Here is a 17,560-nt window from a genome sequence, read left to right on the forward strand (position 1 = left end):
ATGGTGCGCAGTCATCCTACAACTACAACAGCGGCGGCAGTGGCGGCAGCGGCGGGACCGTCACCATCGACCTGAACACTGGCGGCAACATCAATGTTTCTTCGGCCAAGACGCTGTCCGACGGCGGCGCCGGTGTGCACGGGCTCAGCAGTGGCGGCACGGGCGGCATCGGCAACAAGCAGGACAGCAGCGGCGGCCAAGGCGGCAATGGTGGGAGCGGCGGCAGCGTCAATGTCAACGTGACCTCCGCTACGATCACCACGTCGGGTGATAACTTCGTCGGCGTCCTCGCGACGACGATCGGTGGCAACGGCGGCGGTGGTGACGACGAGAACGACAGCAGCGGCGGCCAGGGTGGTGCAGGCGGGCCCATCCAGATCAACCTGGAGGGCAGCGGGACGATCAGTACGGCCGGCGACTACGGCTACGGCATTCTCGGCCAGAGCATCGGCGGCTTCGGCGGCGATGGTGGCGACGACACGGCTCTTTTCGGTACGTCCGGCAGCGCCGGGCCCGGTGGCAATAGCGGTGGTGCCGGTGCCTACACGACGTCGGGGACCCGTATCACTACCACTGGCGACTATGCGGCCGGCATCGCCTTCCAGTCGATCGGCGGCGGCGGCGGCACAGGCGGGGATTTCACGGACGTCCTGGCGGGTGCGGGCGGCAATGGCGGCAATGGCGGCAACGGCACGCGGGCCGCGGTCAACTCGAGTTCGACCATCGAGACCAGCGGCGACCATGCCTATGGCATCCTTGCCCAGGCCATTGCCGGCAGTGGCGGTGCTGGCGGTGTCGCTGATGGGGCTGGTCTGGAGCTTGGCGGCGGTGGGGGCAGCGGTGGCACCGGCGGCACCGGCGGCATCCTGAACTACGGGACGATCACCACCGGCGGCTACGCCTCCCACGGCATCGTGGTGCAGTCTATCGGCGGCGGCGGCGGGGCGGCAGGCAGTGCCGGTGGCCTGATCGGCATCGGCGGCAACTCGACCTACTCCTATATCGCCAACGCCGGTGCCATCGACCTGGCCAGCACCGGCCAGATCACCACGAGCGGGGAGGCCGCCATCGGCATCGTCATGCAGTCGATCGGCGGCGGCGGCGGGACCGGCGGCGGCAGCACCGGGATCGAGACGATCGGCGGCAAGGGCAGCGCCGGCGGTGCCGGCGGCACCGTGATCGTCAACGGCATCGGCCCAATTACGACTCACGGCAAGTTCGCCCACGGCCTGGTGGCCCAGTCGATCGGCGGCGGTGGCGGCAACGGCGGCAGCACGCTGGACTTTTCCGTGGGCGTTCCGGCGATCGGCATCGGCGGTTCGGCCGGCAAGGGCGGTGCCGGCGGTACAGTCTGCCTGCTGAGCTACGCAGCCGACACCGACAACTGCAAGCAGCAGGGCAACGACGCACCGGATGGGCGGCCCGCCACCGTGATCACGAACGGCGACGCGGCGATCGGCGTGCTGGCGCAGTCGATCGGCGGCGGCGGCGGCAATGGCGGCGATGCCACCGGCTATAGCGGCGAGAGCATCTTCAACCTGCAGATCGGCGGCAATTCCGGCACCGGCTCCAGCGGCGGAATCGTCGACGTTTATCTCGACCAACTGACCATCCGGACCGCCGGTGCGCGCAGCATGGGCTTGGTCGCGCATTCGGTGGGCGGCGGCGGCGGCAATGGTGGCGCAGCCAGCGGCTATGATGGCGGCGTCGGCTACGCGGCAGGCCTGAGCCTGGGGGGCGCCGGCGGGGCCGGCGGCAATGGCGGGGAGGTCACCGTGAACCTCTCCAGCAGCTCGATCACGACTGGCAGCGCCCTGGCCTCGGGCAGCGAGGACAATCAGACCACCGACGCTTACGGGATCGTGGCTCAGTCAATCGGCGGCGGCGGCGGCAATGGCGGGGCAGCCACGGCCGATGACATCGACGTTGCCGTGCCGACCGGCGAGGGCGTGTCCCTGGCGGCAACCGTGGCGATGGCGGTCGGCGGCAAGAGCGGCAGCGGCGGCTATGGCAGCACCGTCAACGTCGAACTTTCCGACAACACCACCCTCAGCACGTTCGGCCAGGGCTCCCATGGTGTGGTTGCGCAGTCGATCGGCGGCGGCGGCGGCAATGGCGGCAACGTGACCGTCGACATCGGCGGCCAGGACGGCGGCGACATGACCAGCATCCAGACCGCCGACGACTATGCCAATGGCGTGCTCGCGCAGTCGATCGGTGGCGGTGGCGGCAATGCCGGCGTTGGCAGCAGCAATACCTACAAGCTCGGCGGCGCCCTCAACATGGACCTAGACATCGGCCTGGGCGGGACCGGCGGCAGCGGCAGCACCGGCGGTGCCGTCAAGATCGACCTGCAACCCTACGCCTTCATCATCACCCAGGGCTCCGGCTCGCGCGGCATTGTCGCCCAGTCGATCGGCGGCGGCGGCGGTGTCTCGCAAGGCGGCACGGTCATGCTGGGCGGCACGGCCAACGGCTATTCCGGCGATGTCGAGGTGGGCGTCGGCCGCAAGGGCAGCGGCGGTGCTGTCGGCGGCAGCGTGACGATCGACAGCTACGGGGCGATCACCACCAGCGGCGGCGATGCCGACGGCATCCTGGCGCAGTCGATCGGCGGCGGTGGCGGCCTCGGCGGCTCAATGGGCAACGATGCCTCAGCCGACCACCAGCTGGCCGGCGCCATCTCGCTGATCAAGGACGGCGAGAGCACCTATACGTTCCAGACCTATGTCGGTGGCCAGGGCGGCTCCGGGGCCAATGGTGGAACGGTCACGCTCGACGTCACCAGCACCATCCAGACCGCCGGCGACTGGGCGGACGGCATCGTCGCGCAGTCGATCGGCGGCGGTGGCGGTACCGGCGGCACGGCCACCTCGTCTGGCAGCCTCGCCAAGGCCACGACGGAGATCGGCGTGGGCGGCCAGGGCGGCATGTCCGGCAACGGCGGCGCCATCTCCGGCACCGTTTCCAGCACGATCAAGACGGTGGGCTATGGCGCCTTTGGCCTGCTCGCCCAGTCGATCGGCGGCGGCGGCGGCGGCGGCCAGGGCGGCGACGGCTCGGACAACTCCAATGCCACCGTCAGGGTCGGCGCTGGCTCCGGCGTGGGCGGCTCCGGCGGCGGCTCCGGCAATGGCGGGACCGTTGACCTGGCTGTGAATGGCGCGATCACGACCGCAGGCGATGACGCCTATGGCGTCGTGCTGCAGTCGATCGGCGGCGGCGGCGGCACCGGCGGTGCTGGCAGCAGCGGCAGCACCTCCATCGTCGACCTGACTGTGACCGTGGGCGGCAAGGGTGGCGGCAGCGGGGCCGGCGACGCGGTCACTCTGACCGGTGCGCCAAAGGTCACGACCACAGGCGAGCGCGCGTTCGGCGTGGTGCTGCAGTCGATCGGCGGCGGCGGCGGCATCGGCGGCACCGGCTCATCGGAAAACATCGTATCGCTGACCCTGGGTGGCTCTGGCGGCAGCAGCGTGAACGGCGGCGCGGTCGCGCTGGACACGACCGGCGGCACCATCAATACCTCCGGCACCGGCGCGCATGGCGTGGTGCTGCAATCGATCGGCGGCGGCGGCGGCATCGGCGGCGACAGCTCCGGCAGCGTCCTCACGCTGGGCGGCACCGGAAGCCAGACCGTCGGCAACGGCGGCAATGTCAGCTACAGCTCGGCTGGCTCGATCTTCACCACCGGCGAAAGCGCGTTCGGCATCGTCGCCCAGTCGGTCGCTGGCGGCGGCGGTCTTGGCGGGAGCCGTTCGGGCGCCTTTGCCGGGTCGAACCGCTCCGGCTCGGCCGGTGGCCTCACCTCCGGCACGGTCACCGTCGACGCCCGCGGCGGGATCAGCGCCACCGGCGAGAACTCGATCGGCATCTTCGCCCAGAGCGACGCGACCACGCCCGGCATGGTCGCCGTCACCGTCCAGTCTCAGGTCACCGGCGGGACCGGCAGCCAGGGCGTGGGCGTGCAGGTCGACGAAGGGAGCGGCAACACGCTGACCCTCGACGAGGGTGCCAGCATCAGTGCCGGCTCCGGTGTCGCGATCCGCTACACGGCGACCCGCAGTGCGTCGGAGGGTGCCACGCTGACCGTCACCAACGATGGTGGCGCGATCAACGGCTCCATCGACAACGCCACGCTGGTGTCGGGCGCAGCGCTAGCTGCCCCCATGACGACCGCGGCGCTGTTCGAGCAGGATTCCCTGTCGGCCATCCGCCTCGACAATCGCGGCACGGTCCGCGGTGCGAAAATAGTCGATGCAGACATGACCAATAGCGGCTCCCTGTTCGTGGGCCAGCCACGCGTCGTCGACGCCACCACCATCACCGGGAGCTTCGTGCAGGACGAGACAGGACAGGTTGTTGCCGATCTCGATCTGGCCCAGGACACGGGTGACCTTCTGACGATCAATGGCGACGCGATCCTTGATAGTGGCCTCAAGGTCTCGGCGATCAGCCTGCTGCCCGGCCGGAGCGCCAGGGTCGTGTCGGCCGACCATCCGGTGGGCGGGCAGTTGCAGGCGATCGCATCCCCGATCTTCACCTACGAGATGACCAGGAGCGGGGGTGACCATGCTGTCTCGGTCAAGCGTGCCGACTTCGATGGCCCGCTGGATGGCCGGTCGATGAACGAGCGCCGGCTGGCGCGCCATCTTCAAGAGATCTGGGACCTGGGAGGCACGCCTGACCTGGGTGAGCTGTTTGGCAGCCTCGACACGGCCAGCAACGGCAGCATCGACCAATATGGTGAGACGCTCTACGACCTGACCTTGGGCGTGGCCGCGGCGCCGGCGGCGCGTGCCCAATCCGTCATGCAGGGTTTTGCTGATAGCCTGTTCAGCTGCCCGACGTTCGAAGATGCCAGGGCGATCGTAAGGGAGCAGTCCTGCCTGTGGGCCCAGATCGAAGGCAGCACCACCGAACAGGATCCGAGCGACGGCACTGATGGTTTCGAGCGGCAGGGATTTACCTACCAGCTAGGCGTGCAGAACGAATTGGCGCCAGGGTGGTTTCTTGGCCTGTCCGCCGCCTACCGCCAGGATAGCTACGACAGCGATTAGGGCGGCTCTCAGAGCGACGGCGACAGCGCGCTCGCAGGCGTCACCGTCAAGCACGAGCGCGGGCCATGGCAGTTCGGGCTGGGTCTATCCGGTGGCTATGGCTGGTACGACACGTCACGCAAAGTCACCTTGGTCGGCACCGACACCAGGGCCAACAGCGATCCGGAGGTGCAGAACCTGGGCCTGCGTGCACGCGCCGCTTACGAGTTTGGCGGTCAAGACTTCTACCTCCGCCCCTCCTTGGACCTGGACGCCATCTATACGCGCCAGCCCGGCTATACCGAATCCGGCGCTGACGAACTGGACCTGGACGTCGACGACAGCGACCAGTGGGGACTGGTCGCCACACCGTCGCTGGAACTGGGCGGCCGGGTCGTTCTCGCCGAAGGCTGGATGTTCCGCCCCTTCCTGAGAGGTGGCGTCAGCTTTGGCGACCAGTCTTCCTGGACATCGAGCACCCGGCTGACCAGCGCGCCCGACCAGGCGGACAGCTTCGAGACGACGATCCCGATCGACGACATCGTCGCTCGCGCCAATGCCGGCCTCCAGGTCCTCAACGACGGGGAGGTCAGCGTGCGCGTCCAGTACGACGGCGAGTTCTCCGACAACATCACGAGCCATGGCGGTTCGGTGCGCGTGAACCTGAGCTTCTGACCGACGACAGCTATGGCCACGGGCTCACCACCCCGGGGTACAGGGGCGGATGTGCCAGCGCGAGCTTCGGCCAGGAGGAGGCTTGCTGCCCCCCTCGTGACTGCGAGACCAGCACTGCCTTCTCCGCCGATACGCTCTGGCCTGGATGCGGGATGGTGGAGCGGTCCGGTCGGAGTGGTCGCGGGACCGGCCGAGCCGCCGGGCGGACCTCGCACAGGTAGGTCGTGACAGACGCCGGCTCCCCGGGCGCTCGTTACGATTTTACTTTCGGCATCGCCGTCCGACGATGCCCTTTGTCCGGCTGGAGCTGCGGCAGACCCGGAGGGAGTACAGGGCCGACATTGAAGCGAACAGGGGCAGAGAATCGTCCATTCCACAATCTTGTCGCTCGATCGAGGATGGGGCCGACACAACACGCTCGCTTGCCGGGTCGCTCTCGCGGAACACCCAGCAACAGGCCGACGCCATGTCACTTGCACCCATCGAGATGATCTTACGGCCCGGAATGGCCCGTCAGCAGACCGTCCAGGTGAAGGCTGCTGATGACTGCTGTGGATTTACGAGGGGTGGGCATCCTGCTATCGATCTGGTCACTCGTGACCGAGGTGCTGCCATGGCCGGTTCGGAAACGGTCGTTCCGGACAGTCGTGTGCTGATGCGTCGCTCGCTCCAGGCGTCCCTGGCCGAGTTGCCCAGCTTGGTCGAGCAGGTGGAAGAGAGCATCGTGAGAGCGGGTTTGCCGCTCGATCTCGGGCTGCAGTTCACCTTGGCGTTCGACGAGGTTCTGACCAACATCGCGAGCCACGCGACGGCCGCCGCAGGCCGTGCGGTATCGGTCGACATCGTCCTTCAACTGTTCGCTGATCGTCTCCAGGCCACCGTCAGCGACGATGGCCCTGCCTTCGACATGACCTTGGTGGCGGACCCTGATCTGGACGCAGACCTGGACGAACGTTCCATCGGCGGTCTGGGGTTGTTCATCGTCAGGAACGTGATGGACGAGGTGATCCACGACCGGCTGGGCAGCCAGAACCGCTTGGTTCTGATCAAGCGCCTGGACCGATCAGGACCGACGGAAGACGGAGCGGACTGAGCAACCCTGAGAGACATGGCTTTGGCGGGAGTCAGCTGACGCTATCGGCTGGGGCCTCGGCCAGGACACGCGCGAGGTTGCAGACCGCTTCCTGATAGCGGCGGTTGCCGATCCCGATGAAGTTACGGGCCAATTCGAGCAACATGCGCTGTTGCGGAGTCGGGGCCAATGCATCCTCCGCCTCCATTCCTTCAAAGAAGAACCCGACCTCGACGCCCAAGGCCTGGGCAATCTGATAGAGCCGGCCTGCGGCGATGCGGTTGACACCCTTCTCGTATTTGTGGGCCTGCTGATAGGTGACGCCGATGATGTCCGCCATCTGTTGCTGGGTCAGGCCAAGCATCGTACGGCGGGCACGCATCCGGCCACCGACGAAGACGTCGATGTCCTGGGCGCGGGCCCGCCCGGTTCCGCTAGTGGACATTTTGCTGATGGTGGTGGCCATCTCCGTCTCCGGCTGAGAAGCAGAGCGCCCGAAGACCAGAACGGTGCGCCTGATTTCTACTCTAGCGCGCATGTCTTAACAGAGTATTACGCCGTCAATACCGGGTAGCCACAGGCGCAACTTGAGCTTGTCGTCTCGATGCGCGAGGGATGCGAACGGAAACGAGGCCGAAGGACGAACGCATGCGGATGAAGGAACGGATCGAGGCGGCCTTGGCGCCGCTGGCGCCGCTGGCATTGCAGGTGCGGGACCGCTCCGACGAACATCGGGGCCATGGTGGCTGGCGCGAGGGTGGAGAGACTCATTTCGACGTGATCGTCATATCGGCCGCATTTGCGGGCCAGAGCCGGGTCGCGCGTCATCGCAAGGTCAACGCGTTGCTTGCCCCGCTGATGGCGGAGCGTATTCATGCGCTGTCCCTCAGCACCCTCACGCCCGACGAAGCGCTGCGGCGGGAGGTGTGAGAGGCGCCAAAGCCACATCCCTGTGATCCAAAAACCCGATTGCCGGGCAGCCGTGAAGACCCTACGGCAAGTTCTACCTGCAAGCTCTTGATTTGGATCGAGGACCCGCTGCTGATCGTGGCGCGGCTCCCAGGGAAGAACAATTTGGTCGATTCCGCGCCGCAACCTGGCCTGACGCGCCGTTTCTTCTTGGCCGCCACCACAATGCCTGTGGTTGCCGGTCTCGTCCCGGCACCAGCCATTGCAAAAGCGCGCGCTCAGGGACTGGAGCAGGTGCTAGCCTTTCGCCACCAGCACACAGGCGAGCAGCTGAAGATCGTCTACAAGGCCGACGGCCGCTACGTTCGCGAGAATCTACGTCGAATCGACCGGCTCCTGCGTGATTGGCGCACCGGGCAGATCAAGCCAATCGATCCGAAACTGCTCGATGTGCTTTGGGATCTGCAGGCGAAGCTGGAAACACGTGGGGTGATCGAGGTTCTATCCGGCTTTCGGGCACCGCGGACCAATGCGATGCTGCGGCGCAAGAGCGAAGGTGTCGCCAAGAACAGTTTCCACCTGAAGGGCAAGGCGATCGACCTTCGGATCGAAGGCTGCACCTGCCGCCAAGTCCGCAAGGCCGCCGTGGCCATGGCTCGGGGCGGTGTCGGGTATTACCCCACTTCGAACTTCGTGCATCTGGACACAGGCGCACCGCGGAGTTGGGCCTGGAGCTGAAGCGCACTCTTTCGACTCAATCAGGGACGCCACGAAACCACAGGCCTTCAAGAACCTCCCCTGCCCCGCCGACGAAGGTCGCAAGCATTGCGCGCGTGAGGCAAGCTGCGTTGAGGGCCGGTCTACCGGCACAGGAAGCGTGACACCGGAAGGATCAGGATGGGCCCCTACGCTGCTGTCGTCGCGGTCGTCATCGGCGCGACCTTGCTGCAGTTCGCCAATGCCCTGTTCGCCATCCTCCTGCCTGTTCGCCTGACGCTGGCCGAGGCTTCGCCGGTCGTGGTCGGGCTGATCGGCACGTCCTACGGCGCGGGCTTCCTGTTCGGATGCTGGATCGGGCCCAGGCTGGTCCGACGGGTCGGACATATCCGCTCCTTCGCCGCCCTGGCGGCCGCCTGTGCCATGGTCGCACTGTCGTTCGAGGCCGCGCCCTCACCCTGGCACTGGATCTTGCTGCGCTTCCTGATGGGTATCGTGCTCGCGGCCCTGTTCGTCGTCGTTGAGGCCTGGCTGGCCGCGGCAACACCCAAGGATGCGCGCGGCGGCGTGATCGCCTTCTATCTGGTCGCCATCAAGGGCGGGGTCATCCTGGCCCAGATGCTGTTCGCGCAGGGCGACCCGGCGTCCGCATTCTGGATCGGCTTGGCCGTGGCCGGGTTCATCGCCGCCCTCATTCCCATTACGCTGACGCGCACGGCCGAACCGGCACTGCCGACGGAAGCCGGCTTCCGTCTGATCGAGCTCTGGCAAACGGCACCCGCCGCACAGTCGTGGGCGTCATGGGTGCCGGCCTGATCAACGGCGCGGTCCCTGCCCTGCTACCGGTCTGGGGTGATCGTACCGGGACTGGCGTCAGCACCTCGGTGCTTTTGCTGTCCGCCATGCAACTGGGCTCGCTCTTGGTACAGTGGCCGCTCGGACGCCTATCGGACAGGACCGACCGTCGCTGGGTGATCGTCGGGTGCCTGGCTGGCGTCGCCGCCTTTTCCGCCGTTTTGGCTGCAGGTCCACCGAAGGGTGACATCCCCCTGTTCGGCATCTTCATGCTGCTGGGCGGCGTTGCGTTGAGCTTCTACGGCATCTGCGCCGCGCATGCAGCCGATCATGTGCCGCCGAGTGGGATGACACGCCTAGCGTCCGGCATGCTGTTCATCTGGGCAGTCGGCGCAGCGACCGGGCCATTTCTTGCCGCCCAGTCCATCGAGATCGCCGGCCCCGCTGGGCTGTTCCTGTTCTGTGCCGTGGTCACAGGGGGTGTCGCGGCGTTCGTCCTGTGGCGCATGACCCGCCGCGCACCGGTTCCGCGCGAGCATCGGCCGGGTTTCGTGAACCTGCCGGCTACCAGTCCCTCCATCGGCCAGATCGACCCGCGGTCCCGCTGACGACGCTGGTTGCCACGTGTACGGTCCGGCCGGTGACAATGGAGGTTCGGCATGATCGGCAGGCGCAACATCCTCTCGGCACTTCCCGGCGGTGCGGCCGGCATAGGCCTCATGCCTATTTCTGCGGCCTCCGCGCAGGAACTGCCCGAGATCCGCTGGCGCCTGGTGTCGAACTTCCCAAAGTCGCTCGACACGATCTTCGGTACGGCGGTGGAGTTCGCCCGCGCAGTGGGCGAACTCACGGAAGGCAGGTATCGCATCGACGTTTTTGCGGCTGGCGAGATCGTGCCGGGGCTGCAGGTCCTGGACGCGGTCCAGAACGGCACGGTCGAGATGGGCCATGGCCCGACCTACTTCTACTCCGGGAAGGACCCAACCTTCACCCTGTTCACCGGCCTGCCGTTCGGCCTGAACACGCGCATGCAGAACGCCTGGTTCTACCAGGGCGGCGGCGAGGCGCTGCTCAACGACTTCCTGGCGAAGTACCAGGTCTGCGCGCTGCCGGCGGGGAACTCCGGATGCCAGATGGGTGGATGGTTCCGCAAGGAGATCAAGTCGCTCGCCGACCTGAAGGGGCTGAAGTTCCGGATCCCCGGCATGGCCGGCCAGATCTGGCAGCGGCTTGGGGCGGTGCCGCAGCAGATCTCGCCGGGCGACATCTACCCTGCCCTGGAGCGCGGGACGATCGATGCGGCCGAGTTCGTCGGCCCCTATGATGACGAAAAGCTCAGCCTCTACAAGGTCGCGAAGTACTACTACTACCCGGGCTGGTGGGAAGGTGGGGCTGCTGCCTTCACGCTGGTCAACCTGGAGATGTGGCAAGACCTGCCCGAGCACTACCGCTCCGTCCTGACCTACGCTTCGGCCTACGCTAACGGCTGGATGACGGCGAAGTACGATGCGGCAAACCCGAAGGCGCTGCAGCGGTTGGTGGCGGCTGGCGCTGTCCTGCGCCCGTTCCCGGCCGAGGTCATGGAAGCTTCCTGGAAGGCCGCCAACGAGCTCTATGCGGAGCTCTCTGCCGGGAATGCAGATTTCAAGCGCGTGTACGAGCACCTGATCGCATTCCGGGACGATCAGTATCTCTGGTGGCAGGTCGCCGAGTCCGGATTCGATGCTTTCATGATACGTCACCGGCGAGGCTGATCGTCTTGCCGGCAACAGCCGTCGAACCGGCCCACCCTGGAAGAGTGTTCGGCCTCGGCCAAGGCAGGCTTGTCGTCTGCTTCTTCGTGCTCGCGGTCGTGTCGGCGCTGAAGGGGTTGCACCGGGCAATCGCGCCTGAGGTCGTCTATTTCTACTACACCAACTACGAGTTCGGATTCATCCTGCGCGGCCTGGTCGGTCAGGTCTTCGCGCCGCTGCTCAAGACCACGCCGGTGAGCATGCATGGCCAGATCATGCTTGTGTGGCACATCCTGAGCCTCGGGGTCCTCATGGCCGTGCTGTCCTTTCGGGCAGCACGGCTGGTGGCTGCCACGGGACGTGCGGACGTGATGGCAATGGCGTTGCTTCTGTTCTGCTCGCCGTTGATCCCTTCCCTCGCCTTCTTCGTCGCTTCGCCGGACATCCTGCTCTGCCTGGTGACGCTGGGGATTCTTGCGGCCATGCGGGGTGGCCACCCGGTCCTGGCTTGGCTGCTCTTCCTCCTGGGCACCATCATTCACCAACTCATGGTCTTCATCGCACTGCCGGTGATGATTCTGGCCAGCGTGATGCAGGCGAATCGGCAATGGTTGGTGGTGGTGGGGTCGGTGGTGGTGAGCCTGCTCGCCTGCCTGGTCGTCCTGATGGCACCGCCGGCGGACGAGCGGTTCGTTCAACGCTTTGTCGAGGCCGGCATCACACCGGAGGGTGCTCGCGACCTCTACGACTTCCAGCTCCGCCAATCGCTCACGGACATGCTGGATAAGATGGCCTTGATCTGGCGCGCGCATCTTCTGAACGGCCTGATCAGTCTGACCTATGGAACGGTGGCTGCAGTCGCCATCCTCCTGGGCTGTCTTTCCCGGATGAATGTCATCCAGGATGCGCTGCGCAGTCTGATCCCTGTGCCGCCGGGTCGATGGCAGAGGGTCGTGGCCGTGCTTCTAGCCGTTGGTGCGGGACTTGGCCCGCTGGTGGTGCTGGCGCTAGCCTGGGACTTCTCCCGGCTAGCGCTGCTCAGTACCTTCACCTCGTTCCTGGTAGCCGAACTCCTGTTCCGGCATCAGGGCGCGAAGCTGCAGCGCTCTGTCGGCACCGTCACGGCAGGCAGCACTGCGCTCGCCGCAGTGCTGCTCTGCCTGCCGCTGTTGGCGCTCTGGCCGGCGGGAATGAAGCTCAACAACGAGCTGCCGATCGTCCGGAATCCCGTCATGGACATCCCTGTCGTGAGGATGGCTGTCGAGCACTTCCAGGCGTTCTACGACCGCGACAAGCTTCAACCCGTCCGGGTCGACGATTAGGAGCCTATTCGGGCCAGCAGGCCCGCCCTGGACGCATCGTGGGTGCCGGTCTTGCCGCCGGTGAGGGCGTCGAGGATCGGCAGTGCCAGCTGCTTGCCGAGTTCCACGCCCCACTGGTCGAAGCTGTTCACGTTCCAGCAGGTCCCCTGCACGAAGATCGCGTGCTCATAGAGCGCAGTGATTGAACCGAGCGTCCGGGCGTCGAGCTGCTCGTAGAGGAAGGTGATGGATGGGCGGTTGCCGGTGAACAGCTTGTGCGGGACGAGATTCTCGAGTGCCTCGCCGGAGAGGCCCTGCTTGGTCAGTTCGGCCCGAACCTCCGCCTCGTTCTTGCCGCGCATCAGCGCCTCGGACTGGGCCAAGCAGTTGGCGATCAGCTTTTGGTGTCCATCGCCGATCGGGGTGCGGCTGTGCCTGGCCAGCAGGAACTCGCAGGGAATGACCCGGTTGCCCTGGTGGATCAGCTGGTGGAATGCGTGCTGGCCATTGGTGCCCGGGGAGCCCCAGACGACCGGACCGGAGCCGTAGACGACGGGAGCGCCATCCAGCATCACGCCCTTGCCATTGCTCTCCATGTCGACCTGCTGCAGGTGCGGCGTGAACAGCTCTAGTCGCTGGTCGTAGGGCAGCAGCGCTACGGTGGTGCTGCCCATCACGTCGATCTCCCAGACCCGCAGCAGACCCAGCAGCATCGGCAGGTTCTGCAGGATCGGCGCCGACTTGAAATGCAGGTCCATCTGGTGAGCGCCGTCCAGAAGCTCGGCGAACTTCGCGAAGCCTACGGAAAGCGCGATCGGCAGGCCGATGGCCGACCACAAGGAGTAGCGACCGCCGACCCAGTCCCAGAAGCCGAACATCTCTTCGGTCGAGATGCCGAACGCGCTGACTTCCTTAGCATTGGTCGACACGGCTACGAAGTGGGCACCCACGGCATCCTCGCCCAGTGCATCCGCTACCCAGGCACGGGCCGCCCGCCCATTGGTCATGGTCTCCATGGTGGTGAAGGTCTTGGATGCGATTACGAACAGGGTTGTGGAGGGATCCAGTGTCGCCAGCACGTCATGCATGTCGGACGGGTCGACATTGGCCACGAAATGTACCCGCAGGTCCCGCCTTGCATCGGGCGACAGGGCACGGACGACCATGCGAGGACCGAGGTCCGAGCCACCGATGCCGATGTTCACGACGTCGGTGAAGGGCTTGCCGGTCGAGCCGGTCCGGGTGCCGTTGCGTACGGCATCCGTGAACTTCTCGATCGCGGCCAGGACGCCGTTCACGTCCGGCATGACGTCCTTGCCGTCGAGCAGCACGGGCGTATTCGATCGGTTGCGCAAGGCCGTGTGGAGCACCGCCCGGTTCTCGGTCGTGTTGATCCGCTCGCCGGCATACATCGCGTCACGCCGTGCCTCGATGCCGGCCGCCTTGGCCAGCTTCTCCAGCAGCGGAAGGGTGTCGGCAGTGATCCGCGACTTGGAGTAGTCCATCAGGATCCAGCAAGCTTCGGCAGAGAAGCGTTGGAAGCGCTGTGGATCCTGCTCGAACAGGATACGCAGGTGCTGCTTCTTGACCTGGCTCCCGTGCGCCCGCAGTGCCTCGAACGCTTCATTCACCTGCTGGTTCATCACCCTCTCCTGCTCGTTCCGCTTGAACCGCCGCGCCACGCGGATGCCGCTTGGCAGGAGGCCCGTCCAGCCCCAAACCCGGCAGCGCCCCATTCCTAGCAAGGATCGCCCCGTCTTGCGCCGTCTCGTTCTCGATACTGCCTGGGTCCTGGCCAGCCGTCTCGTCATGCGCGGCGCGAACATGGTTGCACTGTTCATGCTCGCACGGGCGCTGCCGGTCGCCGATTTCGGCTTCTACGGGTTCCTGGTAGCGACGACGCTCATCCTGACGGTGGGGCTCGACCTGGGAGTCCGCCAAGCCGGGGCCTATGCGATCGGCCAGCGAGGTGTTCCGGCTGGCGCCGTGGCGGCGACAAGCGTTGGCCTGCTGGCGATCCTGACGCCGCTCGGTGCCGCCGCGACCTGGTATGCCTGCACGTTCGGCGGCTACCGCTTGGACAATCATCTGCTGCTCGCCGCGGCCATGGTGACTCCGCCCCAGCTCGTGATGCGGACGCTGCAGGGACCATTCCTCGGCCTGAAGCGGGTGGCGGAACTGAATGTCGGCGAACTCGCCGTGCGTGCGGTCCTCCTGCTGCTGACCGTGCCCACGTTCTTCCAGGGCCTGCTCGACCTGGAGACAGCGCTGCTGATCCTGGTGGCTGCCCAGTGGACTGGTGCCGTAATGCTGCTGGGCCAGCTGCTGGTCCGAGTGCGTCCCCTCGCCCTCCCTTCGCCGAAACTGGCCCTCAACCTCGTCAGCGATGGCCTGCCGTTCCTGGCCGGCATCATCGGCGTCATCCTGTTCAGCAGGGTCGGCATCTGGGCCGTGGCAGGGCTCGACCAGCCCGAGCTGGTCGGTCGCTACGTCGGCGCCCTGCGGATGACCGAACTGCTCGCCGAGATCGCCACCGCCGTGGGCGTGGCCGTGTTCGCGCATGGTGTGCAGCAGGACAAGGACGGACGGGGTGCGTCCGACACCATTCGCCTCGTCCGCCTGCTCACGCTCGGGATGGTCGTATACGCGGTGATCGTCGCGTTATTTGCACCCCAGATCCTTCGCATTGGCTTTGGTGAGGCCTATGTCGGCGAGGCTGGTGCCTTGCGGCTGATGCTGCCTGGTGCCGTCCTGGGCTGCCAAGCGAGCATGCTCTATCCAGGTCTTTCCGCCCGCGGCCAAGCCAAGCTCGGACTCCTGATCTTCGGACCTGGCACCATGGTCCATGGGGTTCTGGTCTGGTGGCTTGCACCACTTCTAGGTGTAGCCGGCGCCGCCATCGGCTACACCGTGGGCCAAACGGTCGTGGCCATGGCCGTCCTCCTCGCCTGGAATCGCATCTTCGGGACGCCGTTCATCGAGTTGCTGCTGCCGTCCGCCGCGGATGGCCGGGCGATGATGCGGTTGCTGCGGCGCCGAGGCGACAGCACAGGACCGGATTGACGATGCCGGGGCCGAAGCCAGTTCCCGGCGTTTCATGGTGTGGATCGCCTCGCTAACCTCGCTCCATGACGATCTCCCGAGAACACCGCTCGCTCCTGACCGGCATCGGCATCGCCGTCACCATCCTCTTGCTGGTGGCAGGTGCCATCGGAGTGCACCGGCCCATCCTGGTGCTCCTGATGATCGCCGGTGTTGCCGGGACTGTCCTGTCGGTGGCGCGGCTGCTGCCAGGCGCCATCGCGCTCAGCACGACGCTCGCCACCTGCATCGCAATCTACACGGTAGCGTTCACCGGTGGTGCCATCGCGGTCTTCCATCACGCGCACTGGCTCGGCACGACATCGGGCTTCCTCCTCCCCCTGCTCAGCTTCGTAGCTGGTGTCGCGTGGAGAAGGCAGGCGATCCGCCACCAGCTCGCGCGCCGGCGTCGCTCACAGCGGGACCGGATCCTGGTGCGCGGCATAGGGTGGCTCTGCCTATGCTTTCTGGTGGGCATCGCCGTTGTTGCTGTGGTGCCGCCTGGTGAGAATCCCGGCCCGGCGACGGTGTCCCTCATTGCGGCCATGACGTTGATCTCCGCCATCACTGTCTGGTTCGTTGTCGACATCACGGCACTGCTGAACGAGACAGGGAGCCTGTTCCACCTTTTCCTGATCAGGATGAGATCACGAATCGTGCCGATCTTTTCCTTCCTGATCGTATTCCTGTTCATCGGGGTTCTGTTCGCAACGATCTATGCGCTCCTGGACCATCACACGGCCCAGCCGGCCTTCGCCGTGGCTGGGACCGGCACCCGGCTCGACCTGCCCGATGCCATCTACTTCTCGTTCGTGACCCTGAGCACAATCGGCTATGGCGACATCACCCCGATCGATGCGATGGCGCAGGTCCTGGTGATCGCGGAGATCATCTTCGGCGTGGTGCTGCTCCTTTTCGCATTCACCGAAATCGCCGCATACAACCCGGAAGCCGATGCCACGGACGATCAGGTGGAGAAGGATCCAGGAAGCGGCCGCGGCTAGGTACGCCGTACCTTCATCGGGTTCCTCTCGGTGGACCTGTTCGCGGCCTTACCATGCCGCACGGTAGATCGCCGCGGCATCTGCCAGCTCGACCGGCACAGGGTTGTTTACAAGCAGGCGCTGCTGCTTCAGGGCCTCGGCCGCAAGCATCGGGATGGCATCCTGCTCGATCCCGACGTCCCGCAGACGCTGCACCAGCCCGACCGAGTGACTGAGCGTTGCCAGGGCCTCGATGAAGCGAACGGCCCCTTCCCTCCCCTCGCCGGGGCCGATGTCCGGGAACACCAAGGGCGCCAGCTCGGCATAGCTGTCAGCGCAGGCCTCCATGTTGAAACGCAGCACGTGCGGCAGCACGAGCGCGTTGGACAGCCCGTGCGGCACGCCGTAATGGCCGCCAAGGGGGTAAGCCAGGGCATGGACGGCCGCCACCGGCGAGTTGGTGAACGCCTGACCCGCCAGCATCGAGCCCAGCAGCATGGCAGAGCGCGCTTCCAGGTCGCGCCCCTCATGGACGGCGCGATGGATATTGCTGCCCAGCAGTTGCAAAGCCTGGCGGGCCAGGCCACGCGAGATCGGGTTGTTGTTGGCGCTCACCGATGTGTACGCCTCGATCGCATGCACCATCGCGTCGATACCGGTGGCAGCCGTGACCGGAGCAGGCAGCCCCAGGGTGAGCTCGGGATCCAGCAACGCGATGTCCGGCAGGATCACGGGCGACACCACGCCCATCTTCTCGTGGAGGCCGGTCGTGATGATCGCGATCGGCGTGACCTCTGCTCCTGTCCCGGCGGTCGTAGGAATCAACAATAGCGGCAGACGAGGTCCCTTGGCATTGCCGACGCCATAGGCGCTGCGAAGATCCTGGCTGGTACCCAAGAGGAGCGCCACCAGCTTTGCGACGTCCAGGGACGAGCCACCGCCCAGCCCAACAACCGCCTGGGCTTGTGCTTCGGCCGCGAGGGTCGCGGCCCGATAAACCACGGGCTCCGGCGGGTCGGCCGTGACCTCGTCGAACAGCGTGACCTCGACACCGGCTTGATGCAACAGCGCCAGTGGCTGCTCGATCAGCCCAGCCTGCACGATGCCCTTGTCGGTCACCAGGGTGATGCGGTGCCAGCCTCGGTCCGTCACGATCCGTCCAAGCTCGGTGATGGTCCCGGCACCAAAGCGGATGCTGGGAGTCGTATGGAAGGAAAAGCTGTTCATGATCACGGCCCCAGGAGAACGAGCACTA

The 17,560-nt window shown here is 66.1% G+C and carries 13 protein-coding genes and 1 pseudogene; 11 read left to right on the forward strand and 3 right to left on the reverse strand.

All coding sequences use genetic code 11. From position 1 onward, the window contains the following. The 3 genes and pseudogenes from VHL31_RS21310 to VHL31_RS21320 all read left to right on the forward strand — a co-directional run. A partial coding sequence (locus tag VHL31_RS21310; protein ID WP_329663254.1) for a hypothetical protein occupies nt 1-5,060 on the forward strand: 5,060 nt, incomplete at its 5' end. Nucleotides 5,061-5,075: 15 nt separating this feature from the next. Then, nucleotides 5,076-5,714 (forward strand): annotated as a pseudogene (locus tag VHL31_RS21315) (autotransporter outer membrane beta-barrel domain-containing protein); the annotation flags it as partial. A 613-nt stretch (nt 5,715-6,327) separates the two neighbouring features. Further along, entirely contained in the window at nt 6,328-6,807 is a 480-nt protein-coding gene (locus VHL31_RS21320; RefSeq protein WP_329663255.1) for an ATP-binding protein, read from the forward strand. A 31-nt stretch (nt 6,808-6,838) separates the two neighbouring features. On the opposite strand, the gene VHL31_RS21325 is transcribed toward VHL31_RS21320, so the two are convergent. Then, a complete protein-coding gene (locus tag VHL31_RS21325) occupies nt 6,839-7,252 on the reverse strand; it encodes a helix-turn-helix domain-containing protein (RefSeq protein WP_329663256.1) in 414 nt (137 codons plus the stop codon). A gap of 182 nt (nt 7,253-7,434) precedes the next feature. Between VHL31_RS21325 and VHL31_RS21330 the strand changes: the two genes are divergently transcribed. The 6 genes from VHL31_RS21330 (at nt 7,435) to VHL31_RS21355 (ending at nt 12,262) form a co-directional block, all read left to right on the forward strand. Then, on the forward strand, nt 7,435-7,716 hold the full coding sequence (locus VHL31_RS21330; RefSeq protein WP_349262517.1) for a BolA family protein: 282 nt from the start codon (nt 7,435-7,437) through the stop codon (nt 7,714-7,716). A 144-nt stretch (nt 7,717-7,860) separates the two neighbouring features. Continuing rightward, nucleotides 7,861-8,433, forward strand: a complete 573-nt coding sequence (locus tag VHL31_RS21335; protein WP_329663258.1) for a YcbK family protein — start codon at nt 7,861-7,863, stop codon at nt 8,431-8,433. A gap of 159 nt (nt 8,434-8,592) precedes the next feature. Continuing rightward, a complete protein-coding gene (locus VHL31_RS21340) occupies nt 8,593-9,228 on the forward strand; it encodes an MFS transporter (RefSeq protein ID WP_329663259.1) in 636 nt (211 codons plus the stop codon). Next, nucleotides 9,213-9,815, forward strand: a complete 603-nt coding sequence (locus VHL31_RS21345) for an MFS transporter (RefSeq protein ID WP_329663260.1) — start codon at nt 9,213-9,215, stop codon at nt 9,813-9,815. Before VHL31_RS21340 ends, VHL31_RS21345 begins: the two co-directional genes overlap by 16 nt. Nucleotides 9,816-9,869: 54 nt before the next feature. Further along, entirely contained in the window at nt 9,870-10,961 is a 1,092-nt protein-coding gene (locus tag VHL31_RS21350; RefSeq protein WP_414653789.1) for a TRAP transporter substrate-binding protein, read from the forward strand. A 5-nt stretch (nt 10,962-10,966) separates the two neighbouring features. Then, the gene (locus tag VHL31_RS21355; protein ID WP_329663262.1) at nt 10,967-12,262 is read left to right on the forward strand and encodes a hypothetical protein; all 1,296 of its coding nucleotides are present in this window, start codon (nt 10,967-10,969) and stop codon (nt 12,260-12,262) included. Here VHL31_RS21355 and pgi read toward each other — a convergent pair. Then, a complete protein-coding gene (gene pgi / locus VHL31_RS21360; RefSeq protein ID WP_329663263.1) occupies nt 12,259-13,884 on the reverse strand; it encodes a glucose-6-phosphate isomerase in 1,626 nt (541 codons plus the stop codon). The genes VHL31_RS21355 and pgi overlap by 4 nt on opposite strands. 115 nt (nt 13,885-13,999) lie before the next feature. On the opposite strand from pgi, the gene VHL31_RS21365 reads away from it, so the two are divergent. Together VHL31_RS21365 and VHL31_RS21370 are read left to right on the forward strand one after the other, a co-directional pair. Continuing rightward, nucleotides 14,000-15,304, forward strand: coding sequence for a lipopolysaccharide biosynthesis protein (locus VHL31_RS21365; RefSeq protein WP_329663264.1), 1,305 nt, complete (start codon nt 14,000-14,002; stop codon nt 15,302-15,304). A 65-nt stretch (nt 15,305-15,369) separates the two neighbouring features. After that, nucleotides 15,370-16,326, forward strand: a complete 957-nt coding sequence (locus tag VHL31_RS21370) for a potassium channel family protein (RefSeq protein ID WP_329663265.1) — start codon at nt 15,370-15,372, stop codon at nt 16,324-16,326. Between the two features lie 48 nt (nt 16,327-16,374). Here VHL31_RS21370 and VHL31_RS21375 read toward each other — a convergent pair whose 3' ends face one another. Beyond that, nucleotides 16,375-17,532 carry an iron-containing alcohol dehydrogenase gene (locus VHL31_RS21375; protein WP_329663266.1) on the reverse strand — a complete coding sequence of 386 codons (1,158 nt, stop codon included), beginning with the start codon at nt 17,530-17,532 and terminating at the stop codon, nt 16,375-16,377. Nucleotides 17,533-17,560: the final 28 nt, after the last annotated feature.

The organism is Geminicoccus sp., assembly GCF_036263595.1.
In the GTDB taxonomy this organism is placed as follows: domain Bacteria; phylum Pseudomonadota; class Alphaproteobacteria; order Geminicoccales; family Geminicoccaceae; genus Geminicoccus.

Coding starts and splice junctions, on each gene's coding strand:
- VHL31_RS21320 (WP_329663255.1), top strand. CDS start 6,328: ATGGCCGGTTCGGAAACGGTCGTTCCGGACAGTCGTGTGCTGATGCGT.
- VHL31_RS21325 (WP_329663256.1), bottom strand. CDS start 7,252: ATGGCCACCACCATCAGCAAAATGTCCACTAGCGGAACCGGGCGGGCC.
- VHL31_RS21330 (WP_349262517.1), top strand. CDS start 7,435: ATGCGGATGAAGGAACGGATCGAGGCGGCCTTGGCGCCGCTGGCGCCG.
- VHL31_RS21340 (WP_329663259.1), top strand. CDS start 8,593: ATGGGCCCCTACGCTGCTGTCGTCGCGGTCGTCATCGGCGCGACCTTG.
- VHL31_RS21345 (WP_329663260.1), top strand. CDS start 9,213: ATGGGTGCCGGCCTGATCAACGGCGCGGTCCCTGCCCTGCTACCGGTC.
- pgi (WP_329663263.1), bottom strand. CDS start 13,884: ATGAACCAGCAGGTGAATGAAGCGTTCGAGGCACTGCGGGCGCACGGG.
- VHL31_RS21370 (WP_329663265.1), top strand. CDS start 15,370: ATGACGATCTCCCGAGAACACCGCTCGCTCCTGACCGGCATCGGCATC.
- VHL31_RS21375 (WP_329663266.1), bottom strand. CDS start 17,532: ATGAACAGCTTTTCCTTCCATACGACTCCCAGCATCCGCTTTGGTGCC.